This window comes from Streptomyces sp. NPDC096193, from assembly GCF_040302905.1.
Classification (GTDB): Bacteria; Actinomycetota; Actinomycetes; order Streptomycetales; family Streptomycetaceae; genus Streptomyces.
Genome location: NZ_JBEOSJ010000005.1, coordinates 1 through 19,183, shown reverse-complemented (window position 1 = coordinate 19,183; position 19,183 = coordinate 1). Strand labels below are relative to the sequence as shown.

Here is a 19,183-nt window from a genome sequence, read left to right as displayed (position 1 = left end):
GGCGCTGCCGCGGTGACGCGTGACTGGTTGAGTGGAATAGACTCAACTTTGTGCAAGTTCGCTGAGTCAGTGTTGAGGGACACCCCCACCCGCAAGGAGGAGAGAGCGCACGTGGACGCCGAGCTGACCAACAAGAGCCGGGATGCCATCAACGCCGCCACCAGTCAGGCGGTGACCGCGGGCCATCCCGATCTCACCCCCGCACACCTGCTGCTGGCACTCCTCGCCGGTGAGGACAACGCCAACATCATCGATCTGCTGGCCGCCGTGGAGGCGGACCAGGCCGCCGTGCGGTCCGGGGTGGAGCGGCTGCTGGCCGCGCAGCCCAGTGTCACGGGGTCCACCGTCGCTCCGCCGCAGCCCAACCGCGAGCTGCTCGCCGTCGTCGCCGACGCGGGACAGCGGGCCAAGGAGCTCGGGGACGACTATCTCTCCACCGAGCACCTGCTGATCGGCCTGGCGGCCAAGGGCGGGGCCACCGGTGAAGTGCTGGCGCAGCAGGGCGCGTCGGCGAAGAAACTGCTGGACGCGTTCGAGACGGCAAGGGGAGGACGACGGGTGACCACCCCGGATCCCGAGGGTCAGTACAAGGCGCTGGAGAAGTTCGGTACGGACTTCACGGCCGCGGCCCGCGAGGGCAAGCTCGACCCGGTCATCGGCCGGGACCATGAGATCCGCCGGGTCGTCCAGGTGCTGTCCCGGCGCACCAAGAACAACCCGGTGCTCATCGGTGAGCCCGGCGTCGGCAAGACCGCCGTCGTCGAAGGACTCGCCCAGCGGATCGTGAAGGGGGACGTGCCCGAGTCGCTCAAGAACAAGCGGCTGGTGGCCCTCGACCTCGGCGCGATGGTGGCAGGTGCGAAGTACCGCGGTGAGTTCGAGGAGCGGCTCAAGACCGTGCTCTCCGAGATCAAGGCGAGCGACGGACAGATCATCACGTTCATCGACGAGCTGCACACGGTCGTCGGCGCGGGCGCCGGCGGCGACTCCGCGATGGACGCGGGCAACATGCTCAAGCCGATGCTCGCCCGCGGTGAGCTGCGCATGGTCGGCGCGACGACCCTCGACGAGTACCGCGAGCGGATCGAGAAGGACCCGGCGCTGGAGCGGCGTTTCCAGCAGGTGCTGGTCGCCGAGCCGACCGTCGAGGACACGATCGCGATCCTGCGCGGTCTCAAGGGGCGCTACGAGGCGCACCACAAGGTCCAGATCGCCGACTCCGCGCTGGTCGCGGCGGCCACGCTGTCCGACCGGTACATCACCTCGCGCTTCCTGCCCGACAAGGCGATCGACCTGGTGGACGAGGCCGCGTCCCGGCTGCGGATGGAGATCGACTCCTCGCCGCTGGAGATCGACGAACTCCAGCGCGCCGTCGACCGGCTGCGGATGGAGGAGCTGGCGCTCAAGAACGAGTCCGACGCCGCCTCCAAGCAGCGCCTGGAGAAGCTGCGCCGCGACCTCGCCGACAAGGAGGAGGAGCTGCGCGGCCTCAACGCCCGCTGGGAGAAGGAGAAGGAGGGTCTCAACCGCGTCGGTGAGCTGAAGGAGAAGCTCGACGAGTTGCGCGGCCAGGCCGAACGCGCCCAGCGCGACGGTGACTTCGACTCCGCCTCGAAGCTGCTGTACGGCGAGATCCCTTCCGTGGAGCGGGAGTTGGAGGAGGCCTCCGCGGCGGAGGCCGAGGTCCGCCACGACACGATGGTCAAGGAGGAGGTCGGCCCCGACGACATCGCGGACGTGGTCGGCTCCTGGACCGGCATCCCGGCGGGACGCCTGATGGAGGGCGAGACGCAGAAGCTGCTGCGGATGGAGGCCGAGCTGGGTCGCCGGCTCATCGGCCAGTCCGAGGCGGTGCAGGCGGTGTCCGACGCGGTACGGCGCACCCGCGCCGGTATCGCCGACCCGGACCGTCCGACGGGCTCGTTCCTCTTCCTCGGCCCCACGGGCGTGGGCAAGACCGAGCTGGCCAAGGCGCTCGCGGACTTCCTCTTCGACGACGAGCGGGCGATGGTCCGTATCGACATGTCGGAGTACGGCGAGAAGCACACCGTCGCCCGCCTGGTGGGCGCGCCCCCCGGCTACATCGGCTACGAGGAGGGCGGCCAGCTCACCGAGGCGGTGCGCCGGCGCCCGTACAGCGTCGTGCTGCTGGACGAGGTGGAGAAGGCCCATCCCGAGGTCTTCGACATCCTGCTCCAGGTGCTCGACGACGGCCGCCTCACGGACGGGCAGGGCCGCACGGTCGACTTCCGCAACACGATCCTGGTCCTCACCTCCAACCTGGGCAGCCAGTACCTGGTGGAGCCGCTCACCAGCGAGGAGGAGAAGAAGGAACAGGTCCTGGAGGTCGTGAGGTCCTCTTTCAAGCCGGAGTTCCTCAACCGCCTCGACGACCTCGTGGTCTTCTCGGCCCTCTCGAAGGACGAGCTGGCCCGTATCGCGAAACTCCAGATCGAGCGGCTCGCCAAGCGCCTGGCGGAGCGCCGCCTCACGCTGGACATCACCCCGGCGGCCCTGGAGTGGCTCGCCGACGAGGGCAACGACCCCGCGTACGGCGCCCGGCCGCTGCGCCGTCTGGTCCAGACGGCGATCGGCGACCGGCTCGCGAAGGAGATCCTGGCGGGCGAGGTCGCCGAGGGCGACACGGTCCGGGTGGACCGTGTCGGAGACGGTCTGATCGTCGGCCCGGCCACCGGCAAGACGCTCTGAGGGCCCCCTCTCCCCGCTCCGCGCTTTGACCCGGAGCGGGGAGATCGCGCCGCGTCACCGGTAGGGGTTGCCAGCCCCCGCGTCGCATGGTGGAGGATGGCCACATCCGTACGAAGGGAAATCCACGGTGACCATCGATCCGTCCTCGATTCCGAATTTCGGGGGCCAGAACCAGCCTCAGGCCGCAGGACCGGCGGGCCCCGTCGTTCCCGACCAGGACCTGGTCAAGCAGCTCCTCGACCAGATGGAGCTGAAGTACGTCGTCGACGACGAGGGTGACCTCGCCGCCCCGTGGGAGGAATTCCGCACGTACTTCATGTTCCGTGGCGAGGACGACCAGCAGGTCTTCTCGGTGCGGACCTTCTACGACCGGCCGCTGCCCGTCGAGGACAAGCAGAAGATCCTCGACGTGATCGACGACTGGAACCGCCGCACCCTGTGGCCCAAGGTCTACACACACCTCCACGACGAGGAGGAGACCCCCGCCACCATCCGTCTCATCGGCGAGGCGCAGATGCTGACCGGTACGGGCGTCAGCCTGGAGCACTTCGTGTCCTCCACCGTCAGCTGGGTGCGCGCCGCCATCGAGTTCGACAAGTGGCTCGTCGAGCAGCTCGGCCTGGAGCCGGCCGAGGAGAAGCCCGCCGACGACGCCTAGGCCGTGACTGCGACGCTGCCTCTCCCCGCTACAGCGCGATGGGGGACAGCGTCAGCAGATACGTCCCGTAGGCGAACGAGAGCCCGGCCAGGGCGACGGTCATCACGACCGCCGTCCCGGGCCGGGCTCTTGTCAGCGCGCGGGCGAGCGGCAGCAGCAGCGGGAAGGCAGGCAGCAGGAAGCGCGGCTTGGACTCGAAGAAGCCCGAGCCGCCGAGCGTGATCAGCAGCAGCACGGCCGTGTAGACGACGATCGCGGCCGGCGGCCGGTCCAGGACGAGCAGCGCGAACAGCAGCACCGCGGCCGCGACCACCATCAGCGCGACCATCAGCGAGAACAGCGTCGGCCTCAGCACGATGTCCCGCACCACCTTCAGTGCCCCGACCCCGAAGTCGAACTTCGAGGTCCAGCCGCGCTGTACGGCGAAGTACCCGCCCAGCACATCGCCCTTGCGGAAGCCGACCGAGAGCACATAGCCGAACCAGCCGAGCGGTGCCACGGCCGCGCCCGCCCAGACGCGCCACCCGGCCCGCTCGCCCCCGCGGGCCGCCCGCACCAGTGCGTACGCCGCCACCGCGACGACCGCCGCCGCCACCGCGATCCCGTTGGGCCGCGACAGACCGGCGAGCGTCGCGAGCGTCCCCGCCCACAGCCAGCGGCGGGTGAGCACCGCGTACAAGGACCAGGCGGCGAAGGCCGTCAGCACCGGCTCCGTGTACGCCATGGACAGCACGATCGAGTGGGGCAGCAGCCCCCACAGCACCACCGTCACGGTCGCGGTGCGCCGTCCGTGCAGCCGTTCCACGACGGCGTAGACGCCCCAGGCCGCGGCGCCCGCCGCGGTCCAGGAGATCAGCAGCCCGGCGGTCCCGCTGGTCACCGGCAGGACGGTGGTCACCGCCCGGATCAGCGCCGGATAGAGCGGGAAGAAGGCGAGGTCGCTCTGGACCGCGCCGTCCGGCCAGTACAGGGTGCGCCCGTAGCCGTGCTCGGCGATCAGCATGTACCAGTCGGAGTCCCAGGCGCGGGCGATGATCGCGCGCGGCGATCGCCCGATGTGCCAGGCCCAGCCGGCCATCACCAGCAGTCCGGTCAGCCGCGCCGCGGCGAACAGCCCCAGCGCCGGTGCCGCCCGCAGCAGAGCGGCGCGCCAGCGGGGTACGGGCCGTGCGCCCGCCGCCGCTGCTCGGTCGAAGGTCTCGGCGGACAGGGTGCACCTCCGGGGCGCGCACATGGGTCGGACAATCCGACCATGAGCGGCCGCGGCCGCACTCGCACGCGCTGACCGGCTGACGGGGCCGGTTCCTACCCGGTCGGTCGAAGGGACGCGTGTCGGCCGTGACAGCCGCGGCCTCAGCCGCTAGCGAGCCCCTTGAGACGGGTCACGGCCTCCTGGAGCACGCTCTCCCGCTTGCAGAAGGCGAACCTGACGAAGGGTGCTCCCTGGTCGCGGTGGTCGTAGAACACCGCGTTGGGGATGGCGACCACCCCGCACCGCTCGGGCAGTGCCCGGCAGAACGCGAAGCCGTCGTCCTCGCCCAGCGGCCGGATGTCGGTGGTGACGAAGTACGTCCCGGCCGGCCGGTAGACCGCGAAGCCGGCGTCGGCGAGCCCGGCGCTCAGCAGGTCCCGCTTCGCCCGCAGGTCGTCGCGGAGCCCGTCGAAGTACGTCTGCGGCAGCCGCAGGGCCTCGGCCACCGCGTACTGGAACGGTCCGGCGGACACATACGTCAGGAACTGCTTGGCCGAGCGCACGGCGGCCACGAGCTCCGGCGCGGCCGTCACCCAGCCGACCTTCCAGCCGGTGAACGAGAAGGTCTTGCCCGCCGACCCGATGGTGACCGTGCGCTCCCGCATCCCCGGGAAGGTGGCGATGGGCGTGTGCTCGCCGTCGAACACCAGGTGCTCGTACACCTCGTCCGTGACGACCAGCAGATCCCGCTCGACGGCGATCTCGGCGATCTCGGCCAGTTCCTCGCGGCTGAGCACGGTGCCGGTCGGGTTGTGCGGGGTGTTCAGCAGGATGAGCCGGGTCCGGTCGGTGACGGCGTCGCGCAGCTCGTCGAGATACAGGTGGTACGCGCCGTCCCGCGGCCTGAGCGTCACCGGCACGCGGCGGCCGCCGGCCATCGCGATGCAGGCGGCGTACGAGTCGTAGTACGGCTCCAGCGCGACGACCTCGTCACCGGGTTCGACGAGCGCGAGGAGACAGGCCGCGATGGCCTCGGTCGCCCCCGCGGTGACCAGCACCTCCGTGTCGGGGTCGTGGACGAGGCCGTACCGGCTGCGCTGGTGGTCGGCGACCGCGGTGCGCAGCTCGGGCACACCGGGGCCCGGCGGGTACTGGTTGCCGCGCCCGTCGCGCAGCGCCCGTACCGCGGCTTCCCTGATCTCGTCGGGTCCGTCGGTGTCGGGGAACCCCTGGCCGAGGTTGATCGATCCGGTCCGCAGGGCCAGCGCCGACATCTCCGCGAAGATCGTCGTGCCGAACTCCGCGAGACGGCGGTTGAGCAGGGGCCGGGACTCGGGCGCGCGTGCGTTCATGACCGCCATCCTGTGCGCAAGCTCTGGAGTTCCTCAAGTCTGCTTTGGGCCCGAGACGCCGAGGGCATCTCCCTCCCACGCAAGAAGCGGTCACGCGAAGACGCGGGGGTCTCGCTTCGGGGGAACGAGAGGACGGTGAGAGCGATGCCGGCTTTCTTCGGCATTCTGCTGGGCATTTTCGTGCTGGGCGTGATCGTCGCGGTGATCAGGGGCGGCGGCGGCAGCACGCGGCGCACGCGTACGGCCCGGAGCAGCGGCGGGGCGGGCGCCGGCGGCAGCTGGTGGGCCGGTGGTGACAGCGGGGGCGGCAGCTCGTGCGGCGGCGGCTCATCCTCGTCCTGCGGCGGCGGGTCGTCGTGCGGCGGAGGCGGAGGCGGCGGTTGCGGAGGCGGAGGCAGCTGACACGGGGCAGCTGGTCCGCGCACGTCGACAGGGCACCCGGTGGGGAACCATCGCCGGGTGCCCTGTTGTGTCGGCCGACTCGGCGCTTCGGCCGTGCCGCGGTTCGGGGTCGTCTGGGTTGTCGGTGTTCTCGGGTTCTCGGGTTCTCGGGTTCGCGGGTTCTCGGGTTCGCGGGTTCCCGGGTTCGCGGGTTCCCGGGGGTTTTCGAGGTGGCCGGCGTGCGCAGCAGGAGTGGCGCCCGGCCCCGGTACCGCGCGGAGGCCACCGGCGTCACGTCGACCCGTCCGGAGCAACTTGTTGAACAGTTGAACTGTAAGGCCCCCGAGGGGATGGAAACCCCTCGAACTTGGGTAAAAACGCGGTGAGCGCCACTTACTTCGTGATTCCCTCGCTGTTGGAACCTGTTGGAACCATCAAGCCCTTGGACCAGCTCGGACCCGAGCGGAACGGTCCCCGGATCCTCTTGAACTCCCTGTCAGGGGCGCCCCAGGTCCACGTGTCCACCCCCGCCGAAGCATGCTTGCGGAGCCGACCCATGCTTACGACCCTTCAGACTGCCTACACCGACACCCGTGCCGCCGACCTCGCCTGGGCCCTGGGCCGGGAGCCACTTCCCGCCCTGGCCGTTCTCGACCTTGAACTGGACCGAGCGAAACTGCAGTTGAGGCTGCTGGGCGCCTCCCATCAGGTGCTGCTCCAGGAAGACGGCGGCAGCTGTTCCGAGACCGTCGCCTGTATGCCCGGCAGCAGTACGCCGCTGCCGCTGGGTGTCGCCAAGAGACTCGGCGACTGGGAGTACGAATTCGCCGCCCGCGTCGAGACGCTGTCGCAGGGCTCGTTCGCGGGCCGGGCGCAGGAACTGCTCGCTCTTGTCGCCGATCATCCCCACTCGCTGGCCGGGACGTTTCCCGGCTCGCCGCACGCCTTCACCGCGATGATGGCGCAGCGGTCCGAAGGCCAGGTGCGCTGGCGCACCTGGCACGCCTATCCCCAGGAGGGCCATCTCGTCGTCACCCGCACCCGCGTGGGCGCTCTTTCGCCCGCCCGGCGCACATCCCCGTCCCTCCTCGAGCCCGCGTCCCTCCAGTCGGCACCGTCCGGGGTAGTTGCACCCTTGTGGGTGACAGGGTGCGCGAGTGCCGTGACGTAGCGTTACGGCATGATCGACCGGCCGCAGCAGTTGTCACCGCCCCAGAGAGCGGTGTCCCTGCCCGTGCGCCCCGACGCGGGCCGGTTCCTCGTCCTGGCGGCGGTCTTCGTCTGCGCTGCCTGTGGACTGGTGTACGAGCTCGAACTGGTCGCGCTCGCCTCGTATTTGATCGGCGACTCGGTCACCCAGGCCTCCGTGGTCCTGTCCGTGATGGTCTTCGCCATGGGCATCGGCTCGCTGCTGGCCAAGCGGCTGCGCTGCCGCGCCGCGGTCGGGTTCGGACTGCTGGAGCTGGCGCTCGCGCTCGTCGGCGGCTGCTCGGCGATGGTGCTGTACGCGGCGTTCGCGTGGATCGGCGAGTCCCGGGTGGTGCTGGTGGCGTTCTCGCTCGCCATCGGGGTGCTCATCGGCGCGGAGATCCCGCTGTTGATGTCCCTCATCCAGCGCATCTCCCGGCGGGACGCGGAGGGCACGGTCGCGGACCTGTTCGCCGCCGACTACGTGGGCGCCCTCGTCGGTGGGCTCGCCTTCCCCTTTCTGCTGCTGCCCTGGCTCGGCCAGCTCACCGGCGGACTGCTCACCGGCGCCGTCAACGCGATCGCCGGCGGTTCGCTCGTTCTCTGGCTCTTCCGCCGGGATCTGACCCCCCGTTCGCGCGGCTGGCTCCTCGTCGCGAACGTGCTGGTGCTGGCCGTCCTCGCCACCGCGACCGTGCTGGTCGACGACTTCGAGCGGGCCGCACGCCGCGCGGTCTACGGCGACCGGGTGCGCGTCGCCGTGCACACCGACATCCAGGAAGTGGTGCTGACCGGCCGCCCGTCGGGGCCGCCCGATCTCTTCCTCGACGGCCGGCTGCGGGTCAGCGGCCGTGACGAGTACCGCTTCCACGAGGCGCTGGTGCATCCCGCCATGCGGGGCCCGCACACCCGGGTGCTGGTCCTCGGGGGCGGGGACGGGCTCGCCGCGCGGGAGGTGCTGCGCTACCGCGACGTCACCTCGGTGACGGTCGTCGAGCTGGACCCGGGCGTCGTCCGGCTGGCCCGCACCGACCCCGCCCTGACCGAGCTGAACGACCGTGCCTACCGCGATCCGCGGACACGGGTGGTCACCGAGGACGCCTTCCGCTGGCTCCGCTCGGCGCGCGGGGGATACGACGTGGTCATCGCCGATCTGCCCGACCCCGGCATCACCGCCAGCACCAAGCTCTACTCCCAGGAGTTCTACGGACTGGTCGCGCGGGTGCTCGCGGACCGGGGCCGGCTCGCCGTGCACGCGGGACCCGTGACCTCACGCCCGCACACCTACTGGACGGTCGACGCGACCCTGCGGGCGGCGGGATTCGGCACCAGCCCCTATCGCGCCACCGCGCCGTCCTCCGGGTTCGCCGCCGGACCCGACCGGGCCACCGGCCGGGCCTTTGAGCCGTACGACTGGGGTCTGCTGCTGGCCGCGCCGGGACGCACCCCGGAACTCGGCCTCGATCCCCGCGCGCCGCGCCTGCGTTCGCTCAGCCGGGCCGTGCTGGCCGCCGACGCCTGGGGCGCCGAGCGCACGAGACGCCGGGACCTGCCGCCTTCGACGCTGATCCATCCGCGATACACGGAGTGAATCGCAGACGTGAGCGGTCGCTCTGGGTACGCTCGACTTCCATGGACCATGAGGTGTTCGTTCCGGTTCCGGCAGAGACCGTCCGACAGGCGCTGAGGGACCCTGCCCGGGTCGCTCGCTGTGTCACGGGCCTCCAACAGGACGCCGACGAGTCCGCGGGCCCGCTCTCCGGTCGGCTCAAGGTCCGCATCGCCAATCACTCGATCACCTATCGCGGTGCCCTGCGCATCGTCGAACGGGACGATGTGTTCACGGTCGAGGGCGACGGTGTGGAGTCCCGCGGGACGGGCTCGGTGCAGGTGTCGCTCACGATCCGCCCCACCGAGGCGGAGGGCGGCACGACGATCGGCTTCACAGGCACGTCCACGGCGAAGGGCAGACTCTCCGAGCTGTCCGAGCAGTCCGCTGAACAGGCGGCCCACCGCATGCTCGACCGGTTCGCGGAGCGTCTGGCGACCGTCGCGATCGAGCCGGCCGCGGGAGCCGGCGGCGGCGAGAGCCCCGGGCCCGTGAGCTCGGACGACGCCGAGCGCCTCGGACTCGTGGACGACGAGGACGCGTCGCCGGCCGATGGCACACCCGCCGGTACGCAGAGCGCGACCGCGGAGACGGACGACATCGCCCCCGATCCCCTCGACGAGGAGGAGCCCGGGGAGGAGGAGACGCCCTCGACGGAGGAGACGGTCCTCGACGCCCCGGTGCCGCCGCCCTCGCTCGGACCGCTGGCCGACGACGAGTTCGACACGGATCTTCCCGGCGCGGCCGACGAGCTGGAGGAGAACGATCTGGACGATCTCCCCGGCCCCTCCGACGAGCCGATGGCGGAAGCCGCGCACGCCCGGCGGACCATGATCGGACGCAGCGCCGAAGAGGTCGACCACGCGCCGCCGCGCGGCCGGTACGCGCCCATGCCCGCCCCGGACGCCGCCGGTGTGGGTGTGCCGCTGCGCTGGCTCGCACCCGCCGCGGCCCTCGCGGTCGCGTCGGCGGTCGTGGTGGGCCGGGCGCTGCGCCGCCGCAGGTAGGCCGCCGTGCGCGGCCCACGGGACCGCGCGCGTCCCGGCCACCGGACCGCGACAACGGGCCACCGGGACCCGGTAGTCCGCCGTACGGCGGCGCGGCGAACAGTAGTGTCGTCGTGTGAGTAGCAGCGAAGAGAGCGTCCGGCTGGCAGCCGGAGACGTCGAGTTGACCGTGCATCCGCAGAACGGCTGCCGCGTCGCAAGCCTGGTCATCGGAGGCACCGAGGTGCTCCGACAGGGCGAGCGGTACGGCTCCTTCCCGATGGTCCCGTGGTGCGGCCGGGTCGGGGACGGCCGGTTCCGCAACGGCGACGTGGTGCATCAACTGCCGCTCAACTCCCCGCCGCACGCCATCCACGGCATCGGCCGGGACGTCGCCTGGCGCACCGCCCGCGCCGGCAAGGACGAGGCGGCCTTCACCTTCGAACTCGCCGAGCCCTGGCCGTACACCGGGCGCGTCACGCAGACATTCGAACTGACGGAGAACTCGCTGACGCTCACCATGGGCGTCGAGACGTACGACACCTCGTTCCCCGCTCAGGTCGGCTGGCATCCCTGGTTCCTGCGCAACCTCGGGGGCGAGGACGTGCGCGTCGACTTCACCGCCGCCTGGCAGGCGGAGCGCGGTGAGGACCACCTCCCGACCGGCCACCGGATCCCGCCGCAGCCGAGCCCGTGGGACGACTGCTTCGGCATGCCCGACGGCGTTCTCGTCACCCTCACGTGGCCCGAGCAACTGGAGCTGACCGTCACCAGCCGCTCCGAGTGGGTCGTGGTCTACGACGAGCAGGAGGAGGCGGTGTGCGTGGAGCCCCAGTCCGGTCCGCCGAACGGCCTCGACTCCGATCCGCGCTTCGTCACCCCGATCGACCCGCTGGAGATGGCCGCGACCTGGAGCTGGCGCCGACTGTGACCGGCGCGGCAGCACCTAAGCTCGTGGGCATGACTGACGTACGCGATGAGCTGCTCCAGCAGATCAAGGACAAGGCCGTGGTGCACGGCAAGGTGACCCTCTCGTCGGGTCTTGAGGCCGATTACTACGTGGACCTTCGCCGGATCACGCTCGACGGAACCGCCGCTCCGCTCGTCGGTCAGGTCATGTCCGACCTGACCGCCGACCTGGACTTCGACTGCGTCGGCGGGCTCACACTGGGCGCCGACCCGGTGGCGACGTCGATCCTGCACGCCGCCGCCGCGCGCGGGCGGCGCGTGGACGCCTTCGTCGTCCGCAAGGCCGCCAAGGCGCACGGTATGCAGCGGCGCGTCGAGGGCCCGGACATCAAGGGCCGGCGCTGCCTTGTCGTCGAGGACACCTCCACCACCGGCGGTTCGCCGCTCACCGCTGTCGAGGCCGTGCGCGAGGCCGGCGGCGAGGTCGTGGCCGTGGCGACGATCGTGGACCGGGCGACCGGCGCCGGGGAGAAGATCAGCGGCACGGCCGGGGTGCCGTATCTGTCCGCGTACTCGCTGGACGAGCTCGGCCTGGCCTGACCGGCGAGGGCTTCTGACCTGCCAAGACGATGAAGGGCGGGCTGTTTCACGTGAAACGGTCCGTCCTTCTCGCATACGCGCAGCCCGGGCGGGGTGGAGTCCGGTGAAGAGTCTGGAAAGATAGGCGCCGACGATGACGTCGCCCCCAGGTCAGGGCCAGCACTTAACACCCGCACATCCCAAGGAGCGGACAGATGCCCATCGCAACCCCCGAGGTCTACAACGAGATGCTCGACCGGGCGAAGGCAGGCAAGTTCGCCTACCCGGCCATCAACGTGACCTCCTCCCAGACCCTGCACGCTGCACTGCGCGGCTTCGCGGAGGCCGAGAGCGACGGCATCATCCAGATCTCCACCGGCGGTGCCGAGTTCCTGGGTGGCCAGTACAACAAGGACATGGTCACCGGAGCGGTCGCCCTGGCCGAGTTCGCGCACGTCGTCGCCGCGAAGTACGACATCACCGTCGCCCTGCACACCGACCACTGCCCCAAGGACAAGCTGGACGGCTATGTCCGTCCGCTGCTCGCCATCTCCGCCGAGCGCGTCGCCGCGGGCAAGAACCCGCTGTTCCAGAGCCACATGTGGGACGGCTCCGCCGAGACCCTCGCGGACAACCTGGCCATCGCGCAGGAACTGCTCGCGCAGGCCGCCGCCGCCAAGATCATCCTTGAGGTCGAGATCACCCCGACCGGCGGCGAGGAGGACGGTGTCACCCACGAGATCAACGACGAGCTCTACACCACCGTCGACGACGCGATCCGCACCGCCGAGGCGCTCGGCCTCGGGGAGAAGGGCCGCTACCTGCTCGCCGCCTCCTTCGGCAACGTCCACGGCGTCTACAAGCCGGGCAACGTCGTCCTGCGCCCCGAGCTGCTGAAGGACCTCCAGGAGGGCGTCGCCAAGAAGTTCGGCAAGGCCGAGCCCTTCGACTTCGTGTTCCACGGTGGTTCCGGTTCGACGGCCGAGGAGATCGCGACCGCCCTGGAGAACGGCGTCGTCAAGATGAACCTCGACACCGACACCCAGTACGCCTTCACCCGGCCCGTCGCGGACCACATGTTCAAGAACTACGACGGTGTGCTGAAGGTCGACGGCGAGGTCGGCTCCAAGAAGACCTACGACCCGCGCACCTGGGGCAAGGCCGCCGAGGCCGGCATGGCCAAGCGTGTCTCCGAGGCCTGCGCCGCCCTGCGCTCCACGGGCACCAAGCTCAAGTAGGCACCGTCCGCACCGCAGCCTCACGCCCGCCGGGCCCGGCATCCCTTCCCGGGGTGCCGGGCCCGCGGCATGCCGTCAGGAGATCTCACGATGACGTACGACTTCGACACCGTCGTCGACCGCCGCGGCACCTGGTGCATCCAGTGGGACGGGGTCGCCGACCGCTTCGGGGTGGACGGGCTGCTGCCGTTCACCATCTCGGACATGGACTTCACCTCCCCGCCGGAAGTGCTGGACGCGCTCCAGCAGCGCGTCGCCCACGGTGTCTTCGGCTACACCGACTGGCGGCACGACGACTTCCTGTCCGCGGTCGGCCACTGGTTCAGCAGCCGCTACGACACCGCGATAGACACCGACCGGCTGGTCTACGGGCCCTCGGTGCTCAACCAGCTCTCACAGCTGCTGCGTATGTGGAGCGAGCCCGATGACGGGATCGTCGTCCACACCCCCACCTACGACGGTTTCCTGAAGGCGATATCCGGGCTCGGACGGGAGCTGCGCGGGGTGCCCGCCGGTGACATGGCGGCATTGGAGCGGCAGCTCGCCCGGCCCGACAGCACCGTGCTGGTGCTCTGCTCGCCCCACAACCCGACCGGGCGGGTGTGGACGGAGGCCGAGCTGACGGAGACGGCACGGCTGGCGGCCGCGTACGGAGTCGCCGTCGTCAGCGACGAGATCCACGCCGACTTCGTCCACCGCGACTTCGTGGCCCCAGGTCAGCGGCATCTGCCCTGGAACCGGTTCGGCACGGGCCGCTGGGCCCTGATCACCTCCGCCACCAAGGCCTTCAACTTCCCCGCGCTGAGCGGTTCGTACGGCATCATCGGCGACCCCGACGACCATGCGGCGTTTCTGCGCCGGATGCAGACCGGGGAGGGACTCGCCTCGCCCGCCGTGCTGTCGCTGACCGCGCACATCGCCGCGTACCGCCGGGGTGGTCCGTGGCTGGACGCGCTCGGCTCGTACGTGGCCGGCAATCTGCGCATGGTCGCCGAGCGGCTCGCCGCCGCGTTTCCGCAACTCGGCTGGGAGCCGCCCCAGGCGGGCTACCTCGCCTGGATCGATCTGCGTGCCCTCGGGATCGATGACGCGGAGCTTCAGCGGGAGCTGATCGAGCGCGAGAAGGTGGCCATCATGCCGGGTACGACATACGGCTGCGAGGGCTTCGTCCGGCTGAACGTCGGCTGTCCCCGCGCCAAGGCCGAGCACGGGGTGGACGCCCTGATTCGCGCCCTCCGCCGACTCGAATGAGACGCCCGCCACTGGGATGATCCCGGTATGGACAACCCCCCGGGCGACATCCGACTCTCCTCGGCCACCGGTCGGTGGGTGATCATGACGACCGTGCTGGGGTCCGCCATGGCCCTGCTGGACTCGACCGTCGTCAATGTGGCCCTGCCGCGCATCGGCGAGGACCTCGACGCGGATCTGGCGGTCCTCCAGTGGACCGTGAACGCGTACACGCTGGCGCTGGCGGGCCTCATCCTGCTGGGCGGGGCACTCGGTGACCGCTTCGGCCGACGCAGGATTTTCGTCATCGGTGTCATCTGGTTCGCGGTCGGGTCGTTGCTGTGCGGCCTGGCGCCCAACGACATCGTCCTGGTGCTCGCCCGCGCCCTGCAGGGCATCGGCGGCGCGCTCCTGACCCCGGGGTCGCTGGCGCTGATCCAGGCCAGTTTCCATCCGGACGACCGGTCCCGCGCGGTCGGACTGTGGTCCGGCTTCGGCGGCATCGGCGCGGCCATCGGCCCGTTCGTCGGCGGCTGGCTGGTCGACGGGCCGGGCTGGCGCTGGGTCTTCCTGCTCAACATCCCGCTCGCGCTGCTGTGTGTTCCGGTGGCGCTGCGCCATGTGCCGGAGTCGCGCGACCCGAAGTCGCACGGCCGGTTCGACATCCTCGGCGCGGTGCTCGGCGCGGCCGCGCTGACCCTGGTGACGTACGCGCTCATCGCCTCGCACGTGTGGGTGGGCATCGCGGGTGTCCTCGTCGGCACCGCCTTCGTCCTGCTGGAGCGGCGACGGCCGAACGCGATGCTGCCGCTGTCGCTCTTCGCGTCGCGGCTGTTCACCGCGGTCAATCTGGTGACCGTGTGCGTGTACGCGGCGTTCGGCGGCTTCTTCTTCCTGGTCGCGCTGCAACTCCAGGTGGTCTCGGGTTACTCGGCGCTCGGCGCGGGTCTCGCGCTGCTGCCGACGACCCTGATGATGCTGTTCTTCTCCGCGAAGTCGGGGGAGTTGGGGGACCGGATCGGCCCGCGCATTCCGCTCACGGTGGGTCCGCTGTTCTGCGCGACGGGCATGATGCTGATGCTGCGCGTCGGCGAGAACGCGTCCTACCTGGCCGACGTCCTGCCGGCGCTGCTGGTCATGGGGCTGGGCATGGTGGCGGTGGTCGCGCCGCTGACGGCGACGGTGCTGGGCTCCGTGGACACGGCCCGTGCCGGTATCGCCAGCGGCATCAACAACGCGGCGGCCCGGGCCGCGGGCCTGCTCGCGGTGGCGGCGCTGCCGTTGCTGACGGGGATGGGCCCGGAGGCGTACCGGTCGGCGGTGGAGTTCGGGGAGACGTTCCGCAAGGCGATGCCGATGTGTGCGGGGGTGCTGGTGCTGGGGGCGCTGATCGCGCTGTGGCGGGTCCGCAAGCCGGAGCACGTGCCGGGGCGGACGCGGCCGGAGTGCAGGGTCCACTGCGGGGTGGGGGCGCCGCCGCTGGAGCCATCGGTGCGCCAGGTGCCCGGACCGAAGGTGGACCCCGCCCGCCCGGACAGGCCCTAGTACCGCTCGGGAACGGGCCGGCTCAGTACTGCGCGGGGTCGATCTGGTTGACGATCCACAGCGCTTCCGGGTCGGTCTGGTGGTGGAAGACCAGCGGCCTCGCGCCCGCCTGCGCGTTCACCCGGCGCAGGAACTCCGCCGCGCCCATCGCTCTGCGCTGCCCCGCCGGGACGAACGGTGTGGTCACCGTGATGTGGGCCTCGGGATTCAGCGGGTACGACACCGTTTCGGGCGTCGAGGTCCAGCTCGGCTCGCCGCGGGCGTCACAGCTGAAGTAGCCCGCCCGGCCCGTCACCCGTGCCGAGGTGCCCGTGCCGGTCGCGGACGTGATCCGGACGTAGGGGCCGTGATCCGAGTCGGCGCAGAGGTCGCCGTCGTACGGAAAGCCGTCCGTGCCGCCCGCGGGGGCGTCCTGGGACGGTGGAGCGGGCGCGACCGGAGGTTCGGGCTGCCCGCCGCCGCTCGTACCGCCACCGCCACCGTCCCCGCTCCCGCCAGCACTGCTGGTTCCGCCCCCGCCCCCGCCCCCGCCCCCGCCCCCGCTCCCGCCTCCGGGCCCGGCGGGAGGCTCGGCCGGCGGGGACATGGAGACCCGCGCGGACGTCCCGGAGGCCGTCGGCGCCGACAGGGTGACGCTCGGTGACGGTGACGCCGATCCGGATGCCGACGCCGACGTGGACGGCGGGATCGACAGTGACGGAGGCGCCGACGGCCCCTCCCACGCCTCGTGTCGCTCACCCTCGTCCGCGGACGCACATCCGGCCATGAGGCACACCGCCGCCAGGACCCCCGCAGTTCTCACCCAGTCCATGACAAAGAGGATCGCCCCCGGCTCCCCGTTGCCGCACCCCTTCCACGGATTCCCCATGGACCTGTGACACTGGAAACCATGGCCATCCATGAAAATCTGCTGGGGGGACCGCCCCCGACCCACCTCCCCGACGACCCAGAGCCGCGCGAGCTGCTTGCCGCCGGGACAGCACCCGCGGACGTCGCCGCCAAGTACCCCACCTCTTCGCTGGCCTGGGCACGGCTCGCCGACGACGCCTTCGAGAACGGCAGTGTCGTGGAGTCGTACGCCTACGCGCGTACCGGCTACCACCGCGGACTCGACTCCCTGCGCCGCAGCGGCTGGAAGGGCCACGGCCCGGTGCCGTGGGAGCACGAGCCGAACCGCGGCTTCCTGCGCGCCCTGCACGCGCTGGCCCGCGCCGCGCAGGCGATCGGGGAGCAGGAGGAGTACGAGCGCTGCTCGACCTTCCTGCGCGACTCCTCCGAGACGGCCGCGGACACCCTCGGATGAACCGGAGGCCCGCATCCCCGTCTGCACAGGGGGTGCGGGCCTTCCGGCCGGGACGTGTCCCACCGGCCCGGAGATCAGCTGATCACCCGCCCGGTGATCGATTGACCTTCCGCTTATGATGCCGGTGGGGACCGGGGCTCCCACACCAAGAGGAAGGGGCGGACCGCTACCCGGACACGTCGAGGAGACAGCGATGTCACATGACGCGACCCCGAATCTCGATTTCGCGGGTACCACTCCGTACGAGGACTACGTCCAGGCGGACGTCCTGACCCATCTCCAGCACCCGCTCTCGGAGGACCCGGGAGAGATGGTCTTCCTGGTCACCACCCAGGTCATGGAGCTGTGGTTCACCGTCATCGTCCACGAGTGGGAGACCGCGACCCGCGCTCTGCGCGAGGACCGGGTGCAGGTGGCGAGGGACGCGCTGAAGCGGTCCGTGCGTGAGCTGGAGGCGCTGAACGCCTCGTGGAGGCCGCTCGCCCAGCTGACACCCGCACAGTTCAACTCCTACCGCAGCGCCCTCGGTGAGGGCTCCGGCTTCCAGTCCGCGATGTACCGGCGGATGGAGTTCCTGCTCGGCGACAAGTCGGCGTCGATGCTGGTGCCGCACCGCGGCGCGCCGCGTGTGCACGCCGAGTTGGAGAAGGCGCTGCACGAGCCGAGCCTGTACGACGAGGTGCTGCGGCTGCTCGCCCGGCGCGGGTTGCCGGTCCCGGAGGCGGTGCTGGAGCGCGATCTGTCGCAGAAGTACGAGCCGTCCCCCGAGATCGAGAAGGTCTGGGCGACGGTCTACGCAGGACAGGACGTCGGCGAGCCCGACTCCGAACTGGTGCTGCTCGGCGAGGCGTTGACGGACGTCGGCGAGCTCGTCTGGCGCTGGCGCAACGACCACCTGGTGGCGACGCGCCGCGCGATGGGCTCCAAGACGGGCACGGGTGGTTCCGCCGGTGTGGCCTGGCTGGAGAAGCGGGCCCGCAAGAACGTCTTCCCCGAGCTGTGGACGGCGCGCAGCCATGTCTGAGTCCCTGGCCCGCGAGGCCGCGGCGCTCGACGCCGCAGACGAACTGGCCGGTCTGCGCAAGCTGTTCGCGCTGGACGACGGCGTCTATCTGGACGGCAACTCGCTGGGCGCGCTGCCGGGCCATGTGCCGGCGCGCGTCGCCGACGTCGTGCAGCGGCAGTGGGGCGAATTGCGCATCCGCTCCTGGGGCGAGAGCGGCTGGTGGACCGCGCCGGAACGCATCGGCGACCGCATAGCACCGCTCGTCGGCGCCGCACCGGGCCAGATCGTGGTCGGCGACTCCACCAGCGTCAACGTCTTCAAGGCGGTGGTGGGCGCGGTCCGGCTGTGCGACGACCCCGCCCGTACGGACATCGTCGTCGACGCCACGAGCTTCCCCACCGACGGCTACATCGCTGAGTCGGCCGCCCGGATGACGGGCCGAAAGCTGGTGGCCGTCGATGTGGCGGACCTGCCGTCGGCGCTCGGCCCCACCACGGCCGCCGTCCTGGTCAACCACGTCGACTACCGCACCGGCCGCCTCCACGACCTGCCCGCGCTGACCGCGGCGGTGCACGAGGCGGGCGCGCTGGTGGTCTGGGACCTGTGCCACAGCGCGGGCGCGCTGCCCGTCGGGCTCGACGCGAACGGTGTGGACCTCGCGGTCGGCTGCACCTACAAGTACCTGAACGGGGGGCCGGGTTCACCCGCGTACCTCTATGTCGCCGAGCGTCATCAGCCGGCCTTCGACTCGCCCCTGCCGGGCTGGACCTCGCACGCGGACCCGTTCGCGATGACCCGCGAGTTCACGGCGGCGGACGGCGCTCTCCGCGGCCGGGTCGGGACGCCCGACATCCTGTCCATGCTGGCGCTGGAAGCGGCGCTGGAGGTTTGGGACGGGGTCGGGATCGACGCCGTACGGGCCAAGAGCCTGGCGCTCACGGACTTCTTCCTGAAGTGCGTCGCCGGATATGTCCCGGCGGGCAGGGTCACGTCGCTGACTCCGGAGGACCACGCGGCGCGAGGCAGTCAGGTCGCGCTGCGGTGCGAGGACGCGCCGGCCGTGATGGAGAAGCTGATCGCGCGCGGAGTGGTGGGTGACCTGCGCAGGCCGGACGTGCTGCGGTTCGGGTTCACACCGCTGTACGTCGGGTTCGGGGACGCGGAGAGGGCGGCGGCGACGCTGGCGGAGATCCTCGCGGCCTGAGGCTGCTGTTTTACGGGGCCGGGGGACAGGTCCGGGGGGGGGGCGGGGGGGCGACCCGGCCGGCCCCCCCCGCGCCGGGGGGCCGCCCCCCGGG

Annotated in this window: 16 protein-coding genes and 1 pseudogene; 14 read left to right on the top strand and 3 right to left on the bottom strand. The window is 71.2% G+C overall.

Annotated elements, in window-relative coordinates:
- Nucleotides 1–111 precede the first annotated feature (111 nt).
- Both clpB and ABTX78_RS10030 read left to right on the top strand, forming a co-directional pair.
- Nucleotides 112–2,709, top strand: coding sequence for an ATP-dependent chaperone ClpB (clpB, locus tag ABTX78_RS10035; protein WP_352206326.1), 2,598 nt, complete (start codon nt 112–114; stop codon nt 2,707–2,709).
- A 127-nt stretch (nt 2,710–2,836) separates the two neighbouring features.
- Complete coding sequence (locus tag ABTX78_RS10030; RefSeq protein WP_313945099.1) at nt 2,837–3,367, top strand: type III secretion system chaperone family protein; 531 nt, start codon at nt 2,837–2,839, stop codon at nt 3,365–3,367.
- 28 nt (nt 3,368–3,395) lie between these two features.
- Here the strand turns inward: ABTX78_RS10030 and ABTX78_RS10025 are convergent, their stop codons facing one another.
- Complete coding sequence (locus tag ABTX78_RS10025) at nt 3,396–4,601, bottom strand: glycosyltransferase family 39 protein (RefSeq protein ID WP_352206325.1); 1,206 nt, start codon at nt 4,599–4,601, stop codon at nt 3,396–3,398.
- A gap of 119 nt (nt 4,602–4,720) precedes the next feature.
- The gene (locus tag ABTX78_RS10020; RefSeq protein ID WP_352206324.1) at nt 4,721–5,911 is read right to left on the bottom strand and encodes a pyridoxal phosphate-dependent aminotransferase; all 1,191 of its coding nucleotides are present in this window, start codon (nt 5,909–5,911) and stop codon (nt 4,721–4,723) included.
- 937 nt (nt 5,912–6,848) lie between these two features.
- Here ABTX78_RS10020 and ABTX78_RS10015 point away from each other — a divergent pair.
- The 8 genes and pseudogenes from ABTX78_RS10015 to ABTX78_RS09980 all read left to right on the top strand — a co-directional run.
- Nucleotides 6,849–7,358: pseudogene (locus ABTX78_RS10015) on the top strand (DUF2617 family protein); the annotation flags it as partial.
- A 114-nt stretch (nt 7,359–7,472) separates the two neighbouring features.
- Complete coding sequence (locus ABTX78_RS10010; RefSeq protein ID WP_352206323.1) at nt 7,473–9,071, top strand: polyamine aminopropyltransferase; 1,599 nt, start codon at nt 7,473–7,475, stop codon at nt 9,069–9,071.
- 41 nt (nt 9,072–9,112) lie between these two features.
- Nucleotides 9,113–10,096, top strand: coding sequence for an SRPBCC domain-containing protein (locus ABTX78_RS10005; RefSeq protein ID WP_352206322.1), 984 nt, complete (start codon nt 9,113–9,115; stop codon nt 10,094–10,096).
- A 115-nt stretch (nt 10,097–10,211) separates the two neighbouring features.
- Entirely contained in the window at nt 10,212–11,006 is a 795-nt protein-coding gene (locus tag ABTX78_RS10000; protein ID WP_352206321.1) for an aldose epimerase family protein, read from the top strand.
- A 29-nt stretch (nt 11,007–11,035) separates the two neighbouring features.
- Nucleotides 11,036–11,584, top strand: coding sequence for an orotate phosphoribosyltransferase (gene pyrE, locus ABTX78_RS09995; protein WP_352206320.1), 549 nt, complete (start codon nt 11,036–11,038; stop codon nt 11,582–11,584).
- 194 nt (nt 11,585–11,778) lie between these two features.
- Nucleotides 11,779–12,801, top strand: coding sequence for a class II fructose-bisphosphate aldolase (gene fbaA / locus ABTX78_RS09990; protein ID WP_352206319.1), 1,023 nt, complete (start codon nt 11,779–11,781; stop codon nt 12,799–12,801).
- 90 nt (nt 12,802–12,891) lie between these two features.
- A complete protein-coding gene (locus ABTX78_RS09985; RefSeq protein WP_352206318.1) occupies nt 12,892–14,052 on the top strand; it encodes a MalY/PatB family protein in 1,161 nt (386 codons plus the stop codon).
- A gap of 27 nt (nt 14,053–14,079) precedes the next feature.
- Entirely contained in the window at nt 14,080–15,576 is a 1,497-nt protein-coding gene (locus ABTX78_RS09980) for an MFS transporter (protein ID WP_352206317.1), read from the top strand.
- Nucleotides 15,577–15,598: 22 nt separating this feature from the next.
- On the opposite strand, the gene ABTX78_RS09975 is transcribed toward ABTX78_RS09980, so the two are convergent.
- Nucleotides 15,599–15,871, bottom strand: coding sequence for a hypothetical protein (locus tag ABTX78_RS09975; protein ID WP_352206316.1), 273 nt, complete (start codon nt 15,869–15,871; stop codon nt 15,599–15,601).
- Between the two features lie 289 nt (nt 15,872–16,160).
- Between ABTX78_RS09975 and ABTX78_RS09970 the strand changes: the two genes are divergently transcribed.
- The 4 genes from ABTX78_RS09970 to kynU all read left to right on the top strand — a co-directional run bounded on the left by ABTX78_RS09970 (nt 16,161) and on the right by kynU (nt 19,089).
- A complete protein-coding gene (locus ABTX78_RS09970; RefSeq protein ID WP_352206315.1) occupies nt 16,161–16,454 on the top strand; it encodes a hypothetical protein in 294 nt (97 codons plus the stop codon).
- An 11-nt stretch (nt 16,455–16,465) separates the two neighbouring features.
- The gene (locus tag ABTX78_RS09965) at nt 16,466–16,879 is read left to right on the top strand and encodes a DUF3151 domain-containing protein (RefSeq protein ID WP_352206314.1); all 414 of its coding nucleotides are present in this window, start codon (nt 16,466–16,468) and stop codon (nt 16,877–16,879) included.
- Between the two features lie 193 nt (nt 16,880–17,072).
- Nucleotides 17,073–17,903, top strand: a complete 831-nt coding sequence (locus ABTX78_RS09960; protein ID WP_352206313.1) for a tryptophan 2,3-dioxygenase family protein — start codon at nt 17,073–17,075, stop codon at nt 17,901–17,903.
- Complete coding sequence (gene kynU, locus ABTX78_RS09955; protein ID WP_352206312.1) at nt 17,896–19,089, top strand: kynureninase; 1,194 nt, start codon at nt 17,896–17,898, stop codon at nt 19,087–19,089. The genes ABTX78_RS09960 and kynU overlap by 8 nt, the downstream gene beginning before the upstream one ends.
- Nucleotides 19,090–19,183 lie beyond the last annotated feature (94 nt).